Below are 22,451 nucleotides of genomic sequence, written 5' to 3'. Positions count from 1 at the left end.
GAATCGTTATGGCACTTACAATTAACAAAAAAGCAATGCAGCCCGTTTATAGCCCATCGTTATTGACTAAAAGTTATCATTTAATCCAAGATTATTTAGCAATCAGTAAATTTAAAGTGGTGGCTATGTTGGTGTTAACGGCATGGGTGGGCTTGGCTCTCGCCCCTGACGTTGGTAGAGGCATTGGGGTTCAGTTCATAAGTTTATTAGGGATTGGTTTACTCTCTGCGGCAGCTGCCGTTATCAATCATGTGGTTGATAGTGAAATTGATAGTAAAATGGCACGTACACGCCACCGCCCAGTCGCCAAAGGACGCTTAAGTAAATTACACGCATTGAGTTTTGCTGCTGTTATTGGCGTGGCAGGGTTTATTATGTTGATGTTGTGGGCAAATACACTCACTGCCATACTTACCTTATTTGCACTTGTTGGTTACGCATTTATTTATACGTCGTTTTTAAAACGCGCCACGCCACAAAATATAGTGATTGGTGGTTTGGCTGGCGCCATGCCACCTTTACTTGGTTGGGTGTCTGAAACCAATCAAATGGCAGCCGCTCCTTGGTTGTTGGTTATGATTATATTCACATGGACTCCTCCGCACTTTTGGGCGTTAGCAATCGCGCGTAAAAGTGATTACGAACGCGCTAAAATCCCTATGTTACCTGTCACCCATGGTATTGATTTTTGTAAAACCTGTGTGCTCGCGTACTCAGTGCTATTAGCCATTGTGTGCGTATTACCCTATTTGATAGGTATGTCGGGACTTATTTATTTAAGTGGGGCCTGTATCCTTAATATACTCTTTATATACAAAGCAATTAACTTAAAATTTGCCGCCAAAGAAGACACCGCAATGGATTTATTTCGTTTTTCGATTGTTCATTTAATGATACTCTTTGTTATCTTATTTATAGATAAATGGCTAGTTATATGAAGCAGTTATGGTGTGGGTTAATTGTTTTTTCGGTGCTTTTTTTATCGGCATGTGATGATAAAAAAAGTTTACAAGATCTTGATGCATTAGTGTACGAAACTGCAAAACCGTTATCTGATTTCTCGCTAAATGATCAACAGGGGGAGTTAGTAACCAAAAAGCAGTTTTTAGAACAATGGAACTTAGTGTTTTTAGGCTACACAAGCTGCCCTGACATTTGTCCAATGACGCTTGCTAAGCTCAACAATGTCTATAAAAACTTACAAGCTGACTATCCACTGCAGGTGTGGTTTATATCTGTTGATCCTAAACGAGATATTGCTCAAAAGCGTAAAGAGTACATAGATTATTTTAACCCTAAATTTTTAGCTGTATCTGGGGAGCATAAAGACTTATTTCCATTTGTACGAGAGCTGGGATTAATTTATGCAATTAGTGATAGTGATGAATCTGACTATGCGGTGGATCATAGTGCATCGGTTGCACTTGTTGATGGTAGTGGCGCCCTGAGAGCTATTTTTAAGCCCGAATTTAAACAAGGAGATGTGCCTTTGGTGAATACTACAAAATTAACAGCGGAATTTATTGAAATAGCAGATTACTACAAAAACTAGTTTTTAATGGTTTAACAATTTTCAAGGGGCTTTGTGCCCCTTTTTACGTTTTTTAACAGCTGTTTTTAATTAATTAGTTATTTTTTAGTCGTTTTTATGGCGTTTTCTTTATCTCGGTCTAAGCTTTTGTTATGGATTGAGTTGATAAGGAAAAGCTTAAAAATGCTTAAACTACCAAATGAGCTTTCAATTGTTCAGGTTGACGTTTTACATCAAGATTTATTAAGCGAGCTTAATAATAGCCGAGATATTTGTCTGGATATTAGCGATGTCATGTCTGCTGATACCGCCTCGGTTCAACTCCTTTGTGCCCTACAAAAACACCTTCTTACTATCAATCAAAAAATTGCCTGGGTTGGCAGCAGTGACGCATTAAAAAATGCCATTGAACAACTCGGTTTAAGTGAATATTTAGCTTCAGAAAGTACTAACTAGAGGTTTATATGAAAAGAATTTTAGCTGTCGATGATTCTGCATCAATGCGCCAAATGGTGAGCTTTACGTTAAAAACAGCAGGGTTTGATGTTACCGAAGCCAAAGATGGCAGCGAGGCATTAGCCATTGCCAAGCAACAAGGTTTTGATGCAGTTATTTCTGATGTAAACATGCCAATTATGGATGGGATCACACTTATTAGAGAGCTAAGAGGGCTACCAGATTACAAGTTTACACCGCTGCTTATGCTTACTACGGAGTCGGGGATGGATAAAAAAGTAGAAGGTAAAGCTGCTGGGGCAACAGGATGGATTGTAAAACCTTTTAATCCAGATCAGCTATTAGCCGTGCTAAAAAAAGTAATCCGTTAACTTAGGAGTGCACTGTGAGTATTGATTTAAGCCAGTTTTTTGAAGTGTTCTTTGAAGAGAGTTTTGAAGGCCTCGATATCATGGAGACTGAATTACTCAACTTAGTGCCAGGCGAAGAAGACTTAGAAACCATTAATACTATATTTAGAGCTGCTCATTCAATAAAAGGGGGCAGTGCTACTTTTGGATTTAACTCAATTGCAAATTTTACCCATGTATTAGAAACATTATTGGATCAAATTCGTGAAGGTGAGCGCAATATAACTAGCGAGCATATTAATTTATTACTTAAATCAGTGGATTGCTTAAGGGCTTTGTTAAGTTCGCTAAAAGTACAGGAAGAACCAGATTTAGCCCAAGCAGATACTTTACGTGAGCAGTTCGAAAAATTACTAGGTATGCCAGCTGGTGAAGAGCAAGGGGAAGAAACACATCATGAGCAGGTTATAGTTAATACTTATCAGATTGATTTTAAGCCACATTTTCATCTTTTTAAAACCGGTAATGAACCTTTGTTTATGATCAGCGAGTTAGCTGATCTTGGTGAGCTAGAAGTACAGGCATTCACCGATGCCATACCTGACATTAAAGAATTAACCAGCGATGAGTGCTTTTTATATTGGCGGTTTTTCTTAAACACTGAGCGCGATGAGCAAGCCATTAAAGAGATTTTTGAATGGGTTGAAGATGATGCAGATATTAAAGTCGAGCTATGCGGTGGCTTATTTAATGATGCTAAAGCTGGATCAGAGGAAGTAATTAACGAACCGGCTGTTGTGGAGGAAGCTCCCAAAACTGCTGAGCAACCCAAAGCAAATAAAGCAAAGGCAGCTGCCAATGCGCCCAGCGCGAAAGCCGCGCCAGAATCTACCTCTATTCGGGTTGGTATAGATAAGGTTGATTCATTGATTAATATGGTGGGTGAGTTGGTTATTACCCAAGCAATGTTAAATCAGCTTAGCGAACAGGAAATGACAGCCACTGCGGTAACCTCGCTTCAAGAGGGATTGGCGCAACTAGCGCATAATACCCGAGACTTACAAGAAAACGTGATGCGTATTCGTATGCTGCCAATTAATTTTGTATTTAGTCGTTTTCCACGTCTGGTGCGTGATATTGCTCAAAAGCTTAATAAAGAGGTGGAGTTAAAGCTGATCGGAGAGCAAACCGAGTTAGATAAAACTGTGATGGAAAAAATATCTGATCCTATGGTGCATTTAGTAAGAAACTCACTGGATCATGGTATTGAAACTGTAGAAAAGCGTATTGCGGCAGGTAAAGATCCTGTGGGCAAAGTTACATTAAATGCTTTTCATCAGGGAGGAAATATCGTCATTGAAATCATGGACGATGGTCAAGGCCTTAACACTCAAAAGATTAAAGAAAAAGCGATTACTAACGAGCTAATTACTGGCGATAGCGAGTTAACAGATGATGAAATTAACGAACTTATATTCATGCCGGGGTTTTCTACTGCTGATGAAGTAAGTGACTTATCTGGCCGGGGTGTGGGTATGGACGTGGTTAAACGCAATATCCAATCATTAAATGGCTCGGTAGAGGTGACATCTGCTGCCGGAATTGGTTCTACCTTTACTATTCGGCTACCGCTCACCTTAGCTATTTTAGATGGGCAATTGGTTAAAGTGGCCAAGCATACTTACATTATTCCACTGATCTCAATTGTAGAGTCATTACAAATTGATATTGCAAAAGTAAGCCGTGTTGGTAAAGACCTAGATGTACTCAGGTTACGTGATGAATACATTCCTATTCTGCGCTTATACGAGATTTTTAACCATCAAGGTGCGATTGAATCATTAGATAAGACCTTATTGGTTGTGGTGGAGAACGATAACCAAAAAGTCGGGGTGCTCGTTGACGATTTACTTTCACAGCAACAGGTGGTTATAAAAAGCTTGGAGGCTAATTACCACAAAGTGGACGGAGTCTCTGGGGCAACTATTTTAGGTGATGGTCGTGTCTCGTTAATTTTAGATATTAGCGGTTTGATTAAGCTTTCAGGATTAAAAAAACCTGGCAGCCAAGCATTGAGTATTGAGCCATCAGCGACTCTGGAGGATTCATGTTCTCTGAATCAATAGCATTAAATAGCAATATTGAGCTACAGCGCAAAGAGGGCATTAAGCAGTTTCTTACCTTTATTATGGCTGAAGAAGAATACGGAGTAGATATATTAACGGTGCAAGAAATCCGTAGCTGGGAAGACATAACCGCACTGCCAAATGCCCCTGAGTACGTAAAAGGCGTTATTAATCTACGCGGCACGATAGTACCCATTATTGATTTGAGGTTACGTTTTGGTTTACCCACAATTGCCTATGGGCCGTTAACAGTAGTGATTATTGTAAAAATAGAGTTTGAACAAGAAAGTAAAGTAATGGGTATTACGGTAGATGCAGTGGCAGATGTTTATAGTATTGCAGAGCAAGATGCTAAAGCTGTGCCGAGTTTAACCCAGACCAATGAAAGTGAATATGTAGCAGGGTTAGTCAATGTAGGCGAAAAAATGGTCGCCTTAATTGATTTGCCTGCAACCATGGATATTTAGCGGTAACAGTAACTAAATAAAGTAAATAACTTAAAGGTGGTGATAAGCATGGGATGGTTTAGTAATTCAAAACAGTCTGAATCAAGCAATGATTTGATAATGAATGCATTGCATAAATCATTAGCAATAATTGAATTTGAGCCGAATGGAAGAATCATTACTGCCAATGTTAATTTCCTGCGTGTAATGGACTACTCTCTGGCTGAAATACAAGGTCAGCACCACTCTTTATTTATTAGCTCTAGCGAAGCGAAAAGTGATGAATATCGTCAGTTTTGGCAGCGATTGAACGCGGGTGAGTTTATTTCAGATGAATTTAAGCGGTTTGGAAAAAATGGTAAAGAAGTGTGGATACAAGCCACCTACAATCCTGTTTTAGACTCTCAGGGGCAAGTGATTAAAGTGGTTAAATTTGCCACAGAGATCACAATGCAAAAATTAAAGGCAGCCGAAGCAGCTGGACAAGTTGCAGCAATAAACAAATCACAAGCAGTTATCGAATTTGACTTAGATGGCACAGTGATTAATGCCAACGATAACTTTTTAACCACATTTGGCTACCAACTTAATGAAATACAAGGTAAGCACCATCGTTTATTTGTTGCACCAGAATATGCAAATAGTCCGGATTATCAAACTTTCTGGGCCAAACTGGGGCGGGGTGAGTACGACCGAGGAGAGTATTTACGTTTTGATAAACAAGGCCGTGAAATTTGGATTAGTGCTTCTTATAACCCCATTTATGACATGGATGGGCGAGTGTTAAAAGTTATTAAATACGCCACAGATATAACTGAGCAGAAAGAGCTAGAACGAACTTCTAAAAAAACTGCCGACTTAGCCAACGCCTTAAAGGTATGCCAAGCCAATGTGATGATGGCTGATAATGACTTAAACATTATTTTTGCCAACGAACAAGTTAAGCAAATGCTAAAAGCACGCGAAAGAGATTTGCAATCGGTATTACCTAACTTTGCTGTAAGTGATTTAATCGGCACATGTGTTGATGATTTTCATCAACATCCGGCGCATCAGCGCGAGCTATTAAAAAAATTAGATGCGCCCCATAAAGCGACACTTAAATTAGCTGGTCTTATTTTTGATTTAATTGCTTCGCCATGGTTTAACGAAGAAGGAGAACGCTTGGGAACAATTGTTGAGTGGCAAGATATTACTGATGAAGTATTTAAGGCCGATGCAGAGCGTGCCAGAGCACAGGAGAACTTACGTGTTCGCCGAGCGTTAGACACTGTAGCAACAAACACTATGATTGCAGATGCATCGAATGTGATTGTTTATATGAATGACGCGGTGAAAAATATGATGAGCAATGCTCAAAATGATATACGCATTGATTTACCTAACTTTGATAGCAAAAATCTACTGAATCAAAATATTGATATATTTCATAAAAATCCAGCCCATCAGCAAAATATGTTGGCTAAGTTAACGGATACCTACAGCACTGAAATTAAAGTGGGCGGCAGAACCTTTGGCTTAGTTGCTAACCCAATTATTACGCCAGACGATGAGCGAATTGGAACTGTAGTTGAATGGGAAGACAGAACAGCAGAAGTAGCTATAGAAAAAGAGGTTGCTCAGCTGGTCAGTGCCGCAAGTAAAGGGGAGCTAAATAGCCGTTTGGTTGAGCAAGGAAAAGATGGCTTTTTCCTACGTTTAGCTCAGGGTCTTAATAGTTTAGTTAAAGTGGTTGACGATGCGGTAACTGATACTGGCAATATGCTCGATGCCATGGCTACTGGTGATTTATCTAAACGGATTGAAAAGGAATACCAAGGCTCGTTTGAAAAACTGAAAACAGATGCAAATGCAACAGCAGATAAACTAACCGAGGTTATTAATCGAATTAACTCATCAGCCACTTTGGTGGCTAGTGGAGCTGAAGAAATTTCACAAGGTAATGCTGATTTAAGCCAGCGTACAGAAGAGCAGGCATCATCATTAGAAGAAACAGCTTCTAGTATGGAAGAGATGACCAGTACGGTACGTCAAAATGCTGATAATGCCAAGGTAGCTAATGACTTAGCTGAAGAAACCTGTGATAAAGCAATTCAAGGTGGTGAGGTTGTTAATAAGGCCGTAACCAGTATGTCGGCTATTAACGAATCGAGTAAAAAAATTGCTGACATTATTGGTGTTATAGACGAAATAGCATTCCAAACAAACCTATTAGCGCTCAATGCTGCTGTGGAAGCTGCAAGAGCAGGTGAGCAAGGTCGAGGTTTTGCAGTTGTTGCAGGTGAAGTGCGTAACTTAGCTCAGCGCTCAGCTGGTGCAGCTAAAGAAATTAAAGAGTTAATTAGAGATAGTGTTGGTAAAGTTGCTGATGGTAGCGCTCTTGTAAATGAATCAGGTGTGACGTTACAAGAGATTGTGGTATCGGTGAAACGTGTGACACAAATGATAGCTGATATAACTCAGGCCTCTGAAGAGCAAAGCGCAGGAATTGAGCAAGTAAATAAAGCTGTATCGCAAATGGATGAAATGACCCAGCAAAATGCGGCATTAGTTGAAGAGGCATCGGCTGCAGGTGAGTCTATGGCAGAGCAGGCTAATGAAATGCGCCGTTTACTGCACTTCTTTTCTCTAGGGCAGCAAGATATGGCGGTGGTATCGCCCACTATTCACACCCCTGAAATAACGCATAAGCAACAAAATAGCTTCGTTAATAATAAGAGCAAAGGTGAAAACTTTGTAGACTCAGCTGAAGAGTGGGAGGAGTTTTAACCCTGTTTTAGATGGTTCACACAGAAGTAGTGTGAATCTATCTTTATATTTATTTGAGAGTACATAATGAAAGAGTTTTTATTAACGGATAGCGATTTTAAGGAAGTGGCTCATTTAGTGTATAACGCCTGTGGTATTGTGCTTGGGGAGCATAAGCGCGAAATGGTTTACTCACGATTAGCAAGGCGAATTCGTGAGCGTAAATTAACAAACTTCTCTAGTTACCTTGATTACTTAAAAAATCATAAGGACCAGGAGTTTGATGCATTTATTAACGCCATTACTACCAATTTAACCTCTTTTTTTCGTGAAATTCATCACTTTGAATTTATAAAAGAGCAGTTTATTCCTGCGATGCTAAAAGCAAATAAGCATAATAAACGCGTTCGTATTTGGTCTGCAGGTTGCTCTACCGGCGAAGAGCCTTACAGTTTAGCTATGACCTTACAAGGGGCTTTTCCAAGTGATTGGGATGTGAAAATTTTAGCAACTGATCTTGATTCTAATGTACTAGCTAAAGCCCAGAGCGGTATTTATACTGCGGCAAATGTGAATGGACTGGATGATGCATTGCTCAAGCGCTGGTTTTTAACCAGCAAAGACGGGCAAAGTTATAAGGTGAAACCTAAGCTACAGCAATGTATTTCATTTAAGCGTTTAAACTTACTCCAAGATTGGCCGATGAAAGGCCCATTTGATTTGATCTTGTGTAGAAATGTAGTGATTTACTTTGATAAAGAGACAAAGGATCAGCTTTTTAACCGTTATGCCGATATTTTAAATAACCAAGGTTATTTATTTTTAGGGCATTCAGAAACCATGGGGAAAGAGCATGTCTTATTTAAAAACTTAGGGAAAACCATGTATCAGAAAGTAGCTCATGCAAACACAATTTAAGCCGGTATTAGCGGGATTTGAGCATATTAAACGCTATTGGGATGCCACGCGAGAGCGTGTGGTCGCTAAGGTATTGCCAGGTGAATTTTATGTTTCTAAAAACGATGAGCTGATCACCACAGTGCTCGGGTCGTGCATTGCTGCTTGTGTTTACGACGATAAGCTAGGTATTGGCGGGATTAATCACTTTATGCTACCTATTCAAAAAGGTGAGCGAATTGACCAAGCGCATAGTTTAAGTTGTCGTTATGGTAACTGGGCTATGGAATATTTAATTAATGAAGTGCTTAAAAATGGTGCTTCCCGGGCAAACTTAAAAGTAAAACTGTTTGGGGGAGGCAAAATAATTAGCGCAATGACAGATATTGGTATTGGCAATATCAGTTTTGCCAATGCATATATAGCAGAAGAAGCGCTAAACTTAGTGGCGCATGATATGGGCGGACCCTGGCCGCGTAAAATATTTTTTAATCCTCATAATGGAAAAGTGCAGGTTAAAAAGCTAAGAAACTTACACAATAACACTATTGAAAAACGTGAAGTGCGTTACTTGCATAATCTTGAACAGCAAACCAAAGCCACTGACATAGAACTGTTTTAAGGATGGCTATGATTAGAGTATTAATAATTGATGATTCGGCACTGATCAGGCAATTACTGACAGAGATACTGCAACAGGCAAAAGATATTGTGGTAGTGGGCTGTGCACAAGACCCATACGAAGCCAGAGAGATGATCAAAAAGCATAATCCGGATGTACTAACACTAGATGTTGAAATGCCAAGAATGGACGGCATTAGCTTTTTAAAAAACTTAATGCGCTTACGCCCTATGCCCGTAGTAATGATTTCCACTCTTACTCAAAAAGGCTCACCTATAACCCTAGAAGCGCTTGAACTGGGGGCGGTTGATTTTATTGCAAAACCAACGGTCAACGTTAAACAACAGATGAGTCAATATGCTGATATTGTTCAGCAAAAAGTCAGGGTAGCGGCTAGTGCACGGGTTCGAGGCTACAAAAAAACTAGTACTGTAGCAGAGCCTATACCCACCAATGCCGAATTTTTAGTAAATAAAGTGATTGCAATCGGTGCATCAACAGGGGGAACCGAGGCGATAAAAGAAGTGCTTATACGTATGCCCAAAAATTGCCCACCTATTGTAATTACGCAGCATATCCCTCCCGTATTTAGCACCTCATTTGCAGAGCGGATGCAGCGTACTTGTACTATTAACGTAAAGGAAGCTCAGCAAGGCGATAAACTGGTAGCTGGTTGCGCTTATATAGCTCCGGGTGGACTTCATTTACGAATTAGTAAACAAGGTAGTGCTTTATATTGTCAGCTTGATGATGGAGAGACGGTTAATAGGCATAAACCCGCGGTGGATGTTTTATTTAACTCATTACTTGAAATAGGTGCAAAGCATATTGTTGCCACACTATTAACCGGTATGGGAAGTGATGGTGCAAAAGGATTGCTCGCATTAAAGCAACAAGGTGCATACACACTTGCGCAAGATGAGTATTCGTCTGTGGTATGGGGTATGCCCAAAGCTGCTATTGATATGGGGGCAGCAAATGAAGTCGTACCGCTGGAGAAAATGACCCAGCGGTTATTAAATCAAGTAATAAAAAGTAAAACTTAGTTGATCACCCAAGGCTGTGAAAACCAATAATAACTGCCGGTTTGTTTTATTGATGGAGCCGTGCAGTTAAAGCGAGAGCGGCCTTTATTAAGCTGTTTTGGCGATGTTACCTCAACTGTATTATCGTCTAACCAATTTAAATTAGCTTGACCAACGCTTGACACATAACAGGCAAATTGACTCTTATGAAAGTCATTTGTCTCAAGTTTTATTGTGAGTGACGGTGGATTTTGTGAAGTGACACTATCTTTATAGGTTAGCTTATTAATGGTAAAGGCAGTTGAATTTATCTTGGTAATTAACGTCTCTAGCTTGCTATAAAAACCTGAAGCAGGGAAGCGCGGTAAGCGACTAAAGTTAGAGTGTTGATTAACGGCTCCTGAGTGCTGGCCAATACCAATAAAGCCTAGTTCTGTAACGAGAGCTTGTAGTTGGTTGTTAAACTCTCCGTATGGGTAGGCAAGATATTTATAATCGTGACCTATTTCCTCTTTAATACGTTGTTGTGAACTAAGAATGTCTTTTTTAGTGCGTTCGCGCCATTGGCTAGGCGTTTCATTCTCGCGCTTTTTATGTAGGTAGTTATGTTCAGCACTATGATTAGCAATCAGTGCTCCTTTTTTGGCAAGCTCCCTGAGCTTATCCCACCCCATAACATAACCCGCTTGTTCATCAATGAGTTTTGGGTTTACGAAAATAGTGTACGGGTAACCAAACTTCTCAAGAATAGGAGCTGCTTGATCGTAATTATTGTTGTAACCATCATCAAAGGTAATCGCGATTGTTTTGTTCTCTAAAGCCTTACCTTGTTGTAATGCACTAATCAGTTCATTTAATGGAATAACGTTAAAGTTATGCTCTTTTAAATAATTTAAGTGTTTTGTAAAAGTGTTGGCACTCACGCTGGTGACAGCGGGAAGGGTTTCACTGACGTGATGATACTGTAGAATAACAGCTGCTTGCGCGCGTAAAGAACCACAAATCAGGAATAATAATACTAAATGAAACAATTTCTTATACATAATAAAGCACACCATAAAAGCTTGTTGTTGTTAGCCGGTCCGATGATATTATCAAATATTACCGTCCCGTTGTTAGGAATTGTTGATACGGCAGTGATCGGTCATTTGGGGAGTGCGCATTATTTAGCGGGAATAGCCTTAGGCTCTACTGTGATCTCCATTTTATTTTGGCTTGCTGGTTTTTTAAGAATGAGTACCACTGGGCTGGTGGCTCAGGCTTATGGTAAAAATGATTTAACTCAGCTTGCAGCCTTACTTAAACGCAGTTTATTGTTAGCCACTTCGGTTGCCTTACTCCTTATTTTACTGTCACCCCTTATAAAACATGCTATTGCGTATTTATCAGCTGCCAATAGCGATGTGCTCAATGAAGCCTATCGGTATTTTAGTATTCGTATTTTTAGCGCCCCTGCAGCGCTATGCAACTTAGTTTTACTAGGCTGGATGTTGGGCGTGCACTATGGGCGAGGGCCATTTTATTTACTGTTAGTCACTAACATTACTAATATTGTGCTCGATATTTATTTTGTAGTGTACCTTGATTGGGCGGTTGCCGGGGCTGCGTGGGCATCACTTATTGCTGACTATATCGCGCTTGTATTTGCTTTATTGTTGGTGGTTCAACTTGCTAAAAAGCATGGTATAAGTTTGGCTGTAGCAAATTGGTTAAGTGTGGAGAAAATGGCAGCATTACTGAGCTTAAACCGCGATATTTTTATTCGCTCTTTAGTACTGCAATTATGTTTTAGCTTTATGACCTTTTATGCAGCCCGCTTAGGTGAAACCACATTGGCTGCTAATGCCGTTCTACTCAACTTTTTAATGTTAGTTAGCTTTGCACTTGATGGAATTGCTTATGCAAGTGAGGCCAAAGTGGGTCAAGCTAAAGGTCAACAAAGTGTTGAAAAGATAAGGCTATGGGTAAAAATCAGTGTATTTTGGGGTATGTTATTTGGCATTTTGTATAGTGTGTTTTTTATAGTATTTGGCAGCAGCATTATTAAGCTATTAACTAATGTACCAGAGGTTATTGACGAGGCCATTCACTACTTACCTTGGGTAATAGTATTGCCTATTTTAGCTATGAGCTGTTTTTTGTTCGATGGTATTTTTGTTGGCCTGACCCGCGCTAAAGCGATGCGAAATAGTATGTTGCTTTCAGCAGTTGTAGGCTTTTTTGGGGTGTTTTGGCTATTTCAGGATTGGCAAAATAATGGGTTATGGTTAGCTATGAGTTGTTTTATGCTTATGCGAGGCGTTACGCTTATCGTTAAATATCAACAATTAAAAGCTAACAATCAATTACTTAAATAAGTGAGTTGATATGAACCGTTACTTCCAAAGGTCGGGGTCGTTATTTTTGGAAGGGATATTTTTTAATACTTGAGAAAAGCGGTTAGCAAAAATACCCGCATAGCCCCAAAAAGCAAAAAATAAAGCGGGGGCTATAATAACCAAGCCGATAACTTGCAAACTGTAATGGCTGTAATAGCCCACAGCGATAAATATCACGGCTAGCACAAACAGTGCTAGCCCGCGAAAAAAGCGCTTTAAACTCAACTTAGGGTCGCTCCCTAAGCGGTAAATAAGTGGCTTTAGCATAATAAATTAATGCTTAGTAGTAAGAATGCTCGCCTGCTTCATGATCGGTAATGTCAGACACACCGGTGATTTCATCAAACTTAGCAATCATTTCTTTTTCAATGCCTTCTTTTAGTGTGACATCGATCATAGAACACCCATTACAACCACCACCAAACTGAAGTACAGCAACACCAGCTGCAGTGATCTCTACTAAGCTAACTTGGCCGCCATGGTTGGCAAGTTGTGGGTTTACTTCAGTTTCTAGCATGTGCTGCACACGCTCATTCAAGCTGGCATCTTCACCTAGTTTACGTGCTTTAGCATTAGGTGCTTTAAGAGTTAACTGTGTGCCCATTTTGTCGGTAACAAAATCAATTTCAGCTTCGGCTAAAAAAGGCGCGCTTTCAGCATCAACAACCGCATCAAAGCCGTTAAAATTTAGGCGAATATCGCTCTCTTCTACCGCGTCTTCTGGACAATAAGAAACACCACATTCAGCTTGTGATGTACCAGGGTTAACAACAAACACACGAATATTCGTTTGTTGAGATTGATCTGCTAATAGCTTAGCAAAATGCGCTTGCGCTGTTTCGGAAATAGAAATCATAATACCGTCTATACTTGACTAAATTACTCGGATACTGCATATCATACTCCGCTCATCGTGTTGCGGCTAGTGTTGAGCGTAAAAAGTTGGCATCTATTTTAAGCAATGGTAGCGTGCAATTAACAAACATTTTTAGAGTGATTTATATGCGCTTCATATTAACAATAATGGTGGTGCTGGCCAGTTTTTCAAGTATGGCAAAGCCCCTGTCTTATTATTTTGAGCAACAGGTTGAATTCGATTCTACCATACCAACACCTCAAGAGGTGCTGGGTTATCAAGTGGGTGAGTGGCATGTGAGACATGACCAACTTGTTCGCTACATGGAAATTTTAGCTCAAAAAAGCGATCGAATTAATTTTGAAGTAATAGGTCGTACTCATGAGCAGCGCCCGTTAGTTATGCTAACGATTACTGCGGCTAACAAATTAAAAAATATAGAAAAAACTCGCCAAGCGCACTTAGCTCGCCTAAATAATTCAAACAATAAAACAGCGGAGCAGCCAAGTGTTGTATGGATGGGTTACAGTGTTCATGGGAATGAATCATCAGGTAGTAATGCAGCTTTACTAGTCGCTTATTATTTAGCGGCAGCGCAAGGGGATGAAATAAATGAGCTACTTAACAACACGGTTATTTTACTCGACCCGTCGCTTAACCCTGACGGCTTAGCACGTTTCGCAAATTGGGCTAATAGTAATCGTGGAATGAACTTATCGTCAGATCCGCAAACCCGAGAGCATGTAGAGAGCTGGCCAAGCAGTCGAACAAACCATTATTGGTTTGATTTAAACCGTGATTGGTTGCTGTTACAGCACCCAGAGTCGCGCGCAAGGATTGCTAAGTTTCATTATTGGAAGCCTAATATTTTAACTGACTTTCATGAAATGGGGCCAAATAGTAGCTACTTTTTTCAACCGGGTATCCCAAGTCGTAAACACCCAATTACCCCTGAAGAAAATGTGAGCTTAACAAAGGCGATTGCAAATTATCACGCTAAAACATTAGATGAAAACAACGCGTTATACTTCACCGAAGAAAGCTTTGATGACTTTTATTATGGTAAAGGCTCTACCTACCCCGATGTAAATGGTGGTGTGGGTATTTTATTTGAACAAGCAAGTTCTCGTGGCCATATTCAAGAAACGATCAATGGCCCGCTAACTTTTGCGTTTACGATTAAAAACCAACTGTTAACGAGCTTATCAACTTTTAAAGCGGCGATTGATAACCGCCAAGCTTTGCTAGAGTACCAAGCTAACTTTTATAACAAAGCAGTTGAGCTTGCCAAAGATGAAGACTATCAGGGCTATATTGTTCAAGCAGATGAAGATCATACCCGTACTAACGATTTTTTAAGCATACTTAAACAACATCAAATTAATGCCTACCCAGTGAAAGAAGGGCTAAAAGCTGAAGGTAAAAACTTTACCGCTAATAGTTATTTTGTGCCGCTTGCGCAACCACAATATCGATTAGTTAAAGCTATTTTTAGTGAGCAACAAAACTTTGCCGATAACACCTTTTACGATGTGTCGGGTTGGACATTAGCGCATGCGTTTAATTTACCATTTGCTAAAGTAAACAGCCGCTGGGGATTAGAGGTAGAAAAAACAGCTTGGCAAAAACCAAAGCAGCCAGAGTTAGCGTCACTGACTAAAAATTACGCCTATGGATTTGCATGGAATGACATGCAAGCTCCCAAAATGCTCAATAGTCTGTTACAGCAAGGTATTAAAGCTCGTGTTGCATTAAAACCATTAACAGCAGTATCAACCAATGCAGAAGTAAACTTTGACGCAGGTAGTATTATTATTCCAGCAGGACTTCAAACTGACACCAATTGGGTGACAAAGTTAAACCAAGCACAAAGCCAGTTTGGGATTGAAGTTAAACCAATTACTACCGGTTTAACTAGTAAAGGTGCTGATTTAGGGTCTCGCTCTATGGCTGTGGTTTCTGCGCCTAAGGTGTTATTGGTTGGTGGTAAAGGCGTGAGCCAATATGAAGCGGGTGAAGTGTGGTACTACCTAGACCGTTTTGTGGGTGTAGCGCCAACCATTGTTGAAATGGAGCGTTTAGCGTCTTTAGAGCTCAGTAATTACAGCCATATTGTGTTGCCACATGGTAATTATTCTACTTTATCTGATTCCGATAAAGTTGCTATAAAAAGCTGGGTAAGGAAAGGTGGTGTTATTTGGGGGCACAAAGGCGGAGCTAAGTTTTTAGCCGATCAACAGCTATTAAAAGCAAGCTACTTATCGCGTAGAGATGTGGCTAGTGCATTTGATACTCAAGGTTTAAAGTATGCAGACAAAGACCACCTAGCAGGTCGTCAGCGTATTGCAGGTGCGATATTTAATACCAAGGTAGATACAACTCACCCACTAATGTTTTCATTTAAGCGTGACACACTACCCGTATTTAAAAATAGTACTTGGCTACTTGAAGCCTCTGAAGCACCATTTGTAAATATACTTACCTATACACAGCAGCCGCTACTTGCTGGTTTTACTGATGCAATAAATGTAGAGCAAGTGGCTGGTGGGGCAGCGTTAATGGCACACTCTTATGGTCGAGGTAGTGTTATTGCGATGACAGATAACCCTGTATTTAGAGGGTACTGGTATGGTACCAGCCGATTATTAAGTAATGCTTTATTTTTTGGTCACACCTTTCGCGTGAGTGGAAACTAACACGCCCTAAAGTGGCGTTAAGCACGTGGTAAATGCCCATACGTGTTTAGCGCCGGCTTCTTTTAACGATAAGGTGGCTGCATTAAGAGTTGCTCCTGTAGTCATAATATCATCGATAATTACTACCGTTTTTCCCTCTAAATTGATTTTGCATGAAAAAGCCTGCTGTAAATTTTTAACTCTTTTAGCTTTGCTTAATTGTGATTGTGCTGAGGTGTATTTATGGCGAAGCAACGCATTATTTAATACTTTATTTGACCCTAAACAGGGCTGCCATACTTGGGTGACTTGATTAAACCCACGCGTTAAGAAGCGCGCTTTATGTAAAGGTAAAATTATAAATGCATCAACAGCGATAGGGTGTTTAGTCATAAAAACACTAAGTTGTTTTTTTATGACTTGCTGTAGTGCTTTTTTATAATGGATTTGATTATTAAATTTAAGCTGCTTTAACCATAAATCAAAAGGGGGCTGGTAAAAAGCACAGGCAAACAGCTTTTCAAAGTTGCAGTTAGGAAACATTTCTACAATATCAGGGCGGTAAAATAAATTGTCATGCTCGGCCAAATCTAGCAATGGCAAGTCATCTAAACAAAATTGACACAGTCCCATTGAGCTATGAATCTGACTTTGACATAACACACAGTAAGAGGGGAATAGCCAATCACTTAGGCTGAGTTTCATTCGCTGATGATCCTCATTACAAACTCCTTTTAAAGCGCTATCATAGAACTCAAGTTTGGTTAAGGTTAGGCAAATATGCAAAATGAATGTGTGTTGTTACATGGTTGGGGAATGAGCCAAGGTGTGTGGCAGTTAATAAAACCAGAATTAGAGTTTTTATATTCAGGTAAAGTGCGCTGTTTGGATTTACCCGGTTATGGTGATAATAACGCCTCTTTAAGCCCATATACATTACACGATGCTGCAAAGCAGGTGAGTGAGCAGTTAAAGTCACAATCGGTACTAATGGGATGGTCTTTAGGTGGGTTGTTTGCTATTTATATTGCCAAACATTGGCCAGAAAAAGTATCAAAAGTCATTTTAGTTGCCTCAACGCCCTTTTTTGCAGAGCAATTACCATGGGCTGGCATTAAGCCTAAAGTATTGAAACAGTTCAAAGAGCAGTTGTTGCAAGAGCGTTCAAAAACGATAGAGCGCTTTTTGGCAATTCAGGCAATGGGCAGTGAGTCGGCTCGCGATGATGTAAAACAGTTAAAGCAGTTATTGAGTCAGTCACCGCCCCCGAATAACGAGGCTTTAAGTGCAGGGCTAGACATACTGCAAAATGAAGACTTACGCGAATTATTTGCTCAATGCCCAGTGACTATTCGCGGCATTTTTGGGCGCTTAGACTCTCTCGTTCCTTATAGGGCCATTGAGAAAATGGTGGCACTTAATGCTGACTTTGAGTACGAAGTGATAGACAAAGCATCACATGCGCCTTTTATTTCTCATAAAAGTGAATTTTTATCTGCCGTTAAATCAATGCTTTGAAGCAAAGCCATGATTACTGCGGTTTAAAGCTTTATTTTGCGTGATTTTTGAGCGATAATTAAACGATATTTATTTGCTGGAGGTTTATTATTATGCCAATAGGATCTGTATTCAATAGTGGTGTTGAAGGGTTTAATAGAGCCAGCCAAGGAATTGAAAAAGCCAGCGCTGAGATTAATCGTGCCAGCATAGAGCAGCAAGACGACTCTCAACTAGCGCAGCAACGTCAATTAACGGCCGCTCGCCCTGAAGAAGCTGTCACCGCGCCAGTATCTCAACCTGCACGAATTGATGATGCGTTAGTAAACTTAAAAGTTGAAGAGTTTAATGCTAAGGCAAACACGCAATCTATCCAAACTGCAGATGACGTATTAGGCACTTTAGTTGATATTAAAGTGTAATTTCTCATGAATATTGTCACGCCGTTTCCGTCTATTAATATAAACACCGCAAATGTTTATACGGAGACTGCTCGGCGTGACAACCAGCTACGTGAAGTCATTCCCCCAGCCGCTGCGAACACCGCTGGTAGCACCGAAAACAAAGCTCAAAGTGATGCAGAAAAAGCCAAACTGCCAGGAAATAGCGACAGCTCAACCTACAATGCGAGTGGCAAAATTGCAGACGATAAAACGATTGCGCAACGCGAAGGCAATGCAGATAGCGATCAAGATAATGCCGAGCAAGAAAAACAACAAGCTGCAGAAGAAGTTAGTGAGCAAGAAGAACTGCAACTTGAGCAAGAATTACAGCAAATTAAAGAACTTAAAGCGCGCGACACTGAAGTACGAACACATGAGCAAGCGCATGCCTCAGTGGGTGGACAATATGCGGGCTCTCCTAGCTACGAATACCAAAGAGGTCCTGATGGGACTAATTATGCGGTAGGTGGTGAAGTACCGATAGATGTTGGGGTTATCAATGGCGACCCCCAAGCAACTATTGATAAAATGCAAACGGTACGTGCTGCAGCACTCGCGCCGGCTGAGCCTTCAGGTGCCGACAGAGCAATTGCGGCAGATGCCACTCAAAAGATAGCCGCAGCACAAGCTGAGTTAGCTTCAGCAGATGACGAAGACAGCAGCGAAGATAAAAGCAGAGTCAGTGCGTCGTTTTCTAACAGTGAAAGTTCAGAAGTAAAAACTGCTAAAAGTGAAGAGCAATCGCGTGATGTTGAAGTAGAAGCGCGTGCTGGGCGCATTGCTAGTTTTTATCAACTGGCCACATCACCTGCGACTCAAAGCCAATTCTCAGCACAAATTTAAACTAAACCTTATATTTAATAGCCATAAAAAAACCGCCTAAGCGGTTTTTTTATGGGGTCATTTTATTTTTTCACTTTCGCATTTGCAAAGGCATCAGCAAACGCATTGCCCATCATTGCATTGCCTGTGTCGCGCTTAGGTTTGGGCGCTCGCGATTGATTTGCATTGTTGCCACGTGGCTTTTGCACCGCCGCAGGGGCAGCTTTATTGCTAGTGTCTACCTCGTCATCTAGGCGCATGGTAAAGCTAATGCGTTTACGTGCAGCGTCAACCTCAACCACTTTCACTTTAACAATGTCACCAGCTTTAACCACTTCTCGTGGGTCTGAAATAAACTTATTAGTAATAGCCGAAATATGCACTAGTCCATCTTGATGTACGCCAACATCCACAAATGCGCCAAAATTAGCTACGTTCGATACTACGCCTTCTAAAATCATTCCTGGTTTTAAATCACTAATTTTTTCAACGCCTGCTTTAAACTCAGCAGTTTTAAATTCAGGGCGCGGATCGCGACCCGGCTTATCAAGTTCGCTAATAATATCGGTCACGGTAGGCAGACCAAATTTATCGTCAATATAGTCATTTGCAGCGAGCTTATTTAAAAACTCTTTGTTACCAATGAGGTTATTTACGTCTACCTGGTTGTGCTCACAAATACGCTTAACGATAGGGTATGCTTCAGGGTGAACTGATGAGTTGTCTAGTGGATCGCTGCCATTGTTAATGCGTAAAAAGCCGGCTGCTTGTTCAAATGCTTTTGGCCCTAAGCGTTCTACTTTTTTCAACTGACTACGTTTTGTAAATGACCCATTTGTATCACGGTAGCTTACAATATTTTGCGCTAAGGTTTTGTTTAAACCAGAGACACGTGCAAGCAAAGGTACAGAGGCCATATTTAAATCAACACCTACACTGTTTACACAGTCTTCTACCACTGAGATTAGGCTTTGTCCTAGTTGGCTTTGTGATACATCATGTTGATATTGGCCTACACCAATAGACTTAGGCTCTATTTTAACCAGCTCAGCCAATGGATCTTGAAGGCGACGTGCAATAGATACGGCACCGCGTAAAGATACATCTAAATCAGGAAATTCATTAGCAGCAAACTCAGAAGCAGAGTAAACCGAAGCGCCGGCCTCACTGACCATGATTTTATTTAGTTTAAGCTCGGTATTGGCTTTGATAAGTTCGCCAACTAGTTTATCTGATTCGCGAGAAGCGGTACCGTTACCAATCGCAATGAGCTCAACTTTATGCTGGCGACATAATTGCTCGAGCGTGCGTAATGATTTATCCCAATGATTTTGTGGTGCATGTGGAAAAATCGTTTGGGTAGCAAGCAGCTTACCTGTGCTATCAACCACGGCAATTTTACAACCGGTACGTAAACCAGGATCTAAGCCTAACGTAGTGCGAGGGCCTGCAGGGGCTGCCATTAATAAGTCTTTTAAGTTTTTAGCAAATACATCAATGGCACCAGTCTCGGCTTTTTCACGCATTGCGGCTAAAAATTCATTTTCTAGATGTAATCCAAGCTTAATTTTCCACGCCCATTGCACTACAGTTAATAACCAAGCGCTGGCAGGTTTATTTTTAATATCTAGGCGGTAATGATCGCTGATCATCTGTGCACACAATTGCGCTGGGTTTTCAGCGCTTGGCTCAGGATTAATAGTTAACTGTAAAATACCTTCATTACGAGCTCTTAGCATGGCTAATGCACGATGCGAGGGGACTTTCTTTAATGGTTCTTGATGTTCAAAGTAGTCTCGGTATTTAGCCCCCGCTTGTTCTTGACCATCAATAAGTTTACTTTCAATCGCTCCATTTTGACTAATATGACTTCTAAATTTAGCGAGTAATTTAGCGTCTTCAGCAAAGCGCTCCATCAAAATAAACTTAGCACCATCAAGCGCTGCTTTAGTATCGACAATCGCTTTTTCGGCATTAATAAATTTTGCAGCCTCAGCGTCTGGGTCAAGCATTGGATCGTTAAATAACGCATCAGCTAGTGGTTCTAAACCGGCTTCAATAGCTATTTGACCTTTAGTGCGGCGCTTTGCTTTATAAGGCAAATATAAGTCTTCTAGTTCGGTTTTACTTTGTGCAGCTTTAATATCAGCCGCTAATTCAGCACTAAGCTTATTTTGTGATTCTATCGTCGACAGGATAAAGCCACGACGCTCTTCAAGTTCACGCAAATAAGATAAACGTTGTTCTAGAAGGCGTAGTTGGGTGTCATCTAATCCACCGGTCACTTCTTTTCTGTAACGGGCAATAAAGGGGACGGTTGCGCCTTCATCAAGTAACTTTGTTGCTGCAACCACTTGTTGCTGCTGTGCATTTAGCTCAGTTGCTAAACGTGCAGAGATATCGCTCATGCAAAAACCTTTTAATACAAAAAATAAGACCAGCTAAAAAGTTAACTGATGCGTCAATGTCTTGAATAATATCACAGGGGAGGGTAATAAAAAGCTCTTAAAGCAAGCTATTTTACTTGCTTTAAGATGCCATTGCTGGGGCAATAAAAAGCGGATTTAGTGAGGGTGCTCTACACTTTCGAGTACTTCACTAAATGTGTGCGCTATTGGGCTAATATGAACAGGAATTTGCAGCTTACGTGCTATATCGCGTGCTGAAATTAAACCACTTATTTCATTATTAGCCGCAGTAACTAATATAAACATAGCACCATGATGTTCCATAGTTTGCAGTGCATCACCGATACATGAGTAGCTTAAGCTTTTCATACTTACACCCATTAAGTTACTCAGCGGTGTCATTAAATAGCGTAAGCTAATTTCACTACGAGGCAAGCCTAAACGCTGCGATAAAATCATGATTTTTGAGCTTTGTAAATCTGCACTTGCGACAATACCAATTAGTTTTTGTTGTTCGTCAGTTACTAAAATAAAATCAGAAGGCTGAGTATTTAGTTGTTTTGATGCTTGTTCAATGGTTGTATCAAACGCTGCGCGCATAGGACTTGTTTGAGTAAAGCTAGTTACTATACGTGTTGCTGGAGAGGTTAAATCAATCACAGCCTCATTAGTAAAAGTATCAGCAATAGTGCCATGAGAAATATCTTGGGTACGGAGTTCTTTAAAGTTAGACATAATATCCACCTAAATAAATAGTTATACAAATTTAATAATGTTTAAAAGCAAGTTATTAAATTAAATAACGGGTGGCGCTCGCGGGTTTGCATTACTGTAGGCAGTGGCTAAAAATCGACTTTCATAATGAAAGAAAAACGCTAAAGGAAGTGGTTGGATTTCTCTAAGCGCAATAACACCAACATGAGAATCTAAATCGGTGTCGAGGTTTGCTTGGTCAGGGGAGTCACAAACAATAAATTCAGCTGGAGCAAAACCAGCATCAAGTTTGTTATTTTTAGGTGCGCCATGTAATGTCAAACTCACACTCATAAAGAGTGCAAACACGAGGGCATTTTGTAATATGCGCGCTGTTATGTTTGACATAATGGTGACCTTAATTAACTACTCTCAAGTTAATACAACATTACTTGAGTAACTTTAGTTATAGCTTACT

Annotated in this window: 22 protein-coding genes; 15 read left to right on the top strand and 7 right to left on the bottom strand. The window is 40.4% G+C overall.

The window, feature by feature from the left end:
* The first annotated feature begins 8 nt into the window (after window positions 1-8).
* The 10 genes from cyoE to AN392_RS10845 all read left to right on the top strand — a co-directional run bounded on the left by cyoE (window position 9) and on the right by AN392_RS10845 (window position 10,222).
* Window positions 9-938, top strand: a complete 930-nt coding sequence (gene cyoE, locus AN392_RS10890; protein WP_010392393.1) for a heme o synthase — start codon at window positions 9-11, stop codon at window positions 936-938.
* A complete protein-coding gene (locus AN392_RS10885; protein ID WP_055012740.1) occupies window positions 935-1,552 on the top strand; it encodes an SCO family protein in 618 nt (205 codons plus the stop codon). The genes cyoE and AN392_RS10885 overlap by 4 nt, the downstream gene beginning before the upstream one ends.
* Window positions 1,553-1,714: 162 nt before the next feature.
* Window positions 1,715-1,987 (top strand): lipid asymmetry maintenance protein MlaB, encoded by a 273-nt coding sequence (locus AN392_RS10880; protein ID WP_008465590.1) that lies wholly within the window; start codon window positions 1,715-1,717, stop codon window positions 1,985-1,987.
* Between the two features lie 8 nt (window positions 1,988-1,995).
* Window positions 1,996-2,358, top strand: a complete 363-nt coding sequence (locus AN392_RS10875) for a response regulator (protein ID WP_008115349.1) — start codon at window positions 1,996-1,998, stop codon at window positions 2,356-2,358.
* Window positions 2,359-2,372: 14 nt separating this feature from the next.
* On the top strand, window positions 2,373-4,463 hold the full coding sequence (locus AN392_RS10870; RefSeq protein WP_055012739.1) for a chemotaxis protein CheA: 2,091 nt from the start codon (window positions 2,373-2,375) through the stop codon (window positions 4,461-4,463).
* Window positions 4,445-4,930, top strand: coding sequence for a chemotaxis protein CheW (locus tag AN392_RS10865; RefSeq protein ID WP_008465584.1), 486 nt, complete (start codon window positions 4,445-4,447; stop codon window positions 4,928-4,930). Before AN392_RS10870 ends, AN392_RS10865 begins: the two co-directional genes overlap by 19 nt.
* Window positions 4,931-4,978: 48 nt before the next feature.
* Complete coding sequence (locus tag AN392_RS10860; protein WP_055012738.1) at window positions 4,979-7,678, top strand: methyl-accepting chemotaxis protein; 2,700 nt, start codon at window positions 4,979-4,981, stop codon at window positions 7,676-7,678.
* Window positions 7,679-7,744: 66 nt separating this feature from the next.
* Window positions 7,745-8,575 (top strand): protein-glutamate O-methyltransferase CheR, encoded by an 831-nt coding sequence (locus AN392_RS10855; protein WP_010392403.1) that lies wholly within the window; start codon window positions 7,745-7,747, stop codon window positions 8,573-8,575.
* Window positions 8,559-9,176: a chemoreceptor glutamine deamidase CheD gene (cheD, locus tag AN392_RS10850; protein ID WP_008112899.1), complete on the top strand. Its 618-nt coding sequence runs from the start codon at window positions 8,559-8,561 to the stop codon at window positions 9,174-9,176. The genes AN392_RS10855 and cheD overlap by 17 nt, the downstream gene beginning before the upstream one ends.
* An 8-nt stretch (window positions 9,177-9,184) precedes the next feature.
* The gene (locus AN392_RS10845; protein ID WP_055012737.1) at window positions 9,185-10,222 is read left to right on the top strand and encodes a chemotaxis response regulator protein-glutamate methylesterase; all 1,038 of its coding nucleotides are present in this window, start codon (window positions 9,185-9,187) and stop codon (window positions 10,220-10,222) included.
* On the opposite strand, the gene AN392_RS10840 is transcribed toward AN392_RS10845, so the two are convergent.
* Complete coding sequence (locus tag AN392_RS10840; protein ID WP_055012736.1) at window positions 10,219-11,244, bottom strand: polysaccharide deacetylase family protein; 1,026 nt, start codon at window positions 11,242-11,244, stop codon at window positions 10,219-10,221. The two genes, AN392_RS10845 and AN392_RS10840, sit on opposite strands and share 4 nt — an antisense overlap.
* Here AN392_RS10840 and AN392_RS10835 point away from each other — a divergent pair.
* Complete coding sequence (locus AN392_RS10835; RefSeq protein ID WP_235575588.1) at window positions 11,224-12,558, top strand: MATE family efflux transporter; 1,335 nt, start codon at window positions 11,224-11,226, stop codon at window positions 12,556-12,558. The genes AN392_RS10840 and AN392_RS10835 overlap by 21 nt on opposite strands.
* An 18-nt stretch (window positions 12,559-12,576) precedes the next feature.
* On the opposite strand, the gene AN392_RS10830 is transcribed toward AN392_RS10835, so the two are convergent.
* Both AN392_RS10830 and nfuA read right to left on the bottom strand, forming a co-directional pair.
* Complete coding sequence (locus AN392_RS10830; RefSeq protein ID WP_055012735.1) at window positions 12,577-12,846, bottom strand: hypothetical protein; 270 nt, start codon at window positions 12,844-12,846, stop codon at window positions 12,577-12,579.
* Window positions 12,847-12,859: 13 nt separating this feature from the next.
* Window positions 12,860-13,435 (bottom strand): Fe-S biogenesis protein NfuA, encoded by a 576-nt coding sequence (nfuA, locus tag AN392_RS10825; protein ID WP_008465569.1) that lies wholly within the window; start codon window positions 13,433-13,435, stop codon window positions 12,860-12,862.
* 146 nt (window positions 13,436-13,581) lie between these two features.
* Between nfuA and AN392_RS10820 the strand changes: the two genes are divergently transcribed.
* Window positions 13,582-16,131: a M14 metallopeptidase family protein gene (locus tag AN392_RS10820; RefSeq protein ID WP_181388788.1), complete on the top strand. Its 2,550-nt coding sequence runs from the start codon at window positions 13,582-13,584 to the stop codon at window positions 16,129-16,131.
* 6 nt (window positions 16,132-16,137) lie between these two features.
* On the opposite strand, the gene AN392_RS10815 is transcribed toward AN392_RS10820, so the two are convergent.
* Window positions 16,138-16,815, bottom strand: a complete 678-nt coding sequence (locus AN392_RS10815) for a ComF family protein (RefSeq protein ID WP_055012734.1) — start codon at window positions 16,813-16,815, stop codon at window positions 16,138-16,140.
* A 75-nt stretch (window positions 16,816-16,890) separates the two neighbouring features.
* Here AN392_RS10815 and bioH point away from each other — a divergent pair, with 75 nt between their 5' ends.
* The 3 genes from bioH (at window position 16,891) to AN392_RS10800 (ending at window position 18,893) form a co-directional block, all read left to right on the top strand.
* Window positions 16,891-17,628, top strand: a complete 738-nt coding sequence (bioH, locus tag AN392_RS10810; RefSeq protein ID WP_055012733.1) for a pimeloyl-ACP methyl ester esterase BioH — start codon at window positions 16,891-16,893, stop codon at window positions 17,626-17,628.
* Between the two features lie 92 nt (window positions 17,629-17,720).
* Window positions 17,721-18,029 (top strand): hypothetical protein, encoded by a 309-nt coding sequence (locus AN392_RS10805; protein WP_008112879.1) that lies wholly within the window; start codon window positions 17,721-17,723, stop codon window positions 18,027-18,029.
* 6 nt (window positions 18,030-18,035) lie between these two features.
* On the top strand, window positions 18,036-18,893 hold the full coding sequence (locus tag AN392_RS10800) for a putative metalloprotease CJM1_0395 family protein (RefSeq protein ID WP_055012732.1): 858 nt from the start codon (window positions 18,036-18,038) through the stop codon (window positions 18,891-18,893).
* A 62-nt stretch (window positions 18,894-18,955) separates the two neighbouring features.
* Here the strand turns inward: AN392_RS10800 and AN392_RS10795 are convergent, their stop codons facing one another.
* The 3 genes from AN392_RS10795 to AN392_RS10785 form a co-directional block, all read right to left on the bottom strand.
* Window positions 18,956-21,280, bottom strand: a complete 2,325-nt coding sequence (locus AN392_RS10795; RefSeq protein ID WP_055012731.1) for a Tex family protein — start codon at window positions 21,278-21,280, stop codon at window positions 18,956-18,958.
* A gap of 156 nt (window positions 21,281-21,436) precedes the next feature.
* Entirely contained in the window at window positions 21,437-22,015 is a 579-nt protein-coding gene (locus AN392_RS10790; RefSeq protein ID WP_055012730.1) for a CBS domain-containing protein, read from the bottom strand.
* 60 nt (window positions 22,016-22,075) lie between these two features.
* On the bottom strand, window positions 22,076-22,381 hold the full coding sequence (locus AN392_RS10785; protein ID WP_055012729.1) for a hypothetical protein: 306 nt from the start codon (window positions 22,379-22,381) through the stop codon (window positions 22,076-22,078).
* Between the last annotated feature and the right edge of the window lie 70 nt (window positions 22,382-22,451).

Origin of the sequence: Pseudoalteromonas sp. P1-16-1b (assembly GCF_001401785.1) — a bacterium.
Taxonomy (GTDB): Bacteria; Pseudomonadota; Gammaproteobacteria; order Enterobacterales; family Alteromonadaceae; genus Pseudoalteromonas; species Pseudoalteromonas undina.
The sequence above is the reverse complement of the archived record's forward strand: the minus strand, read 5'-3'. Positions and strand labels throughout refer to the sequence as shown.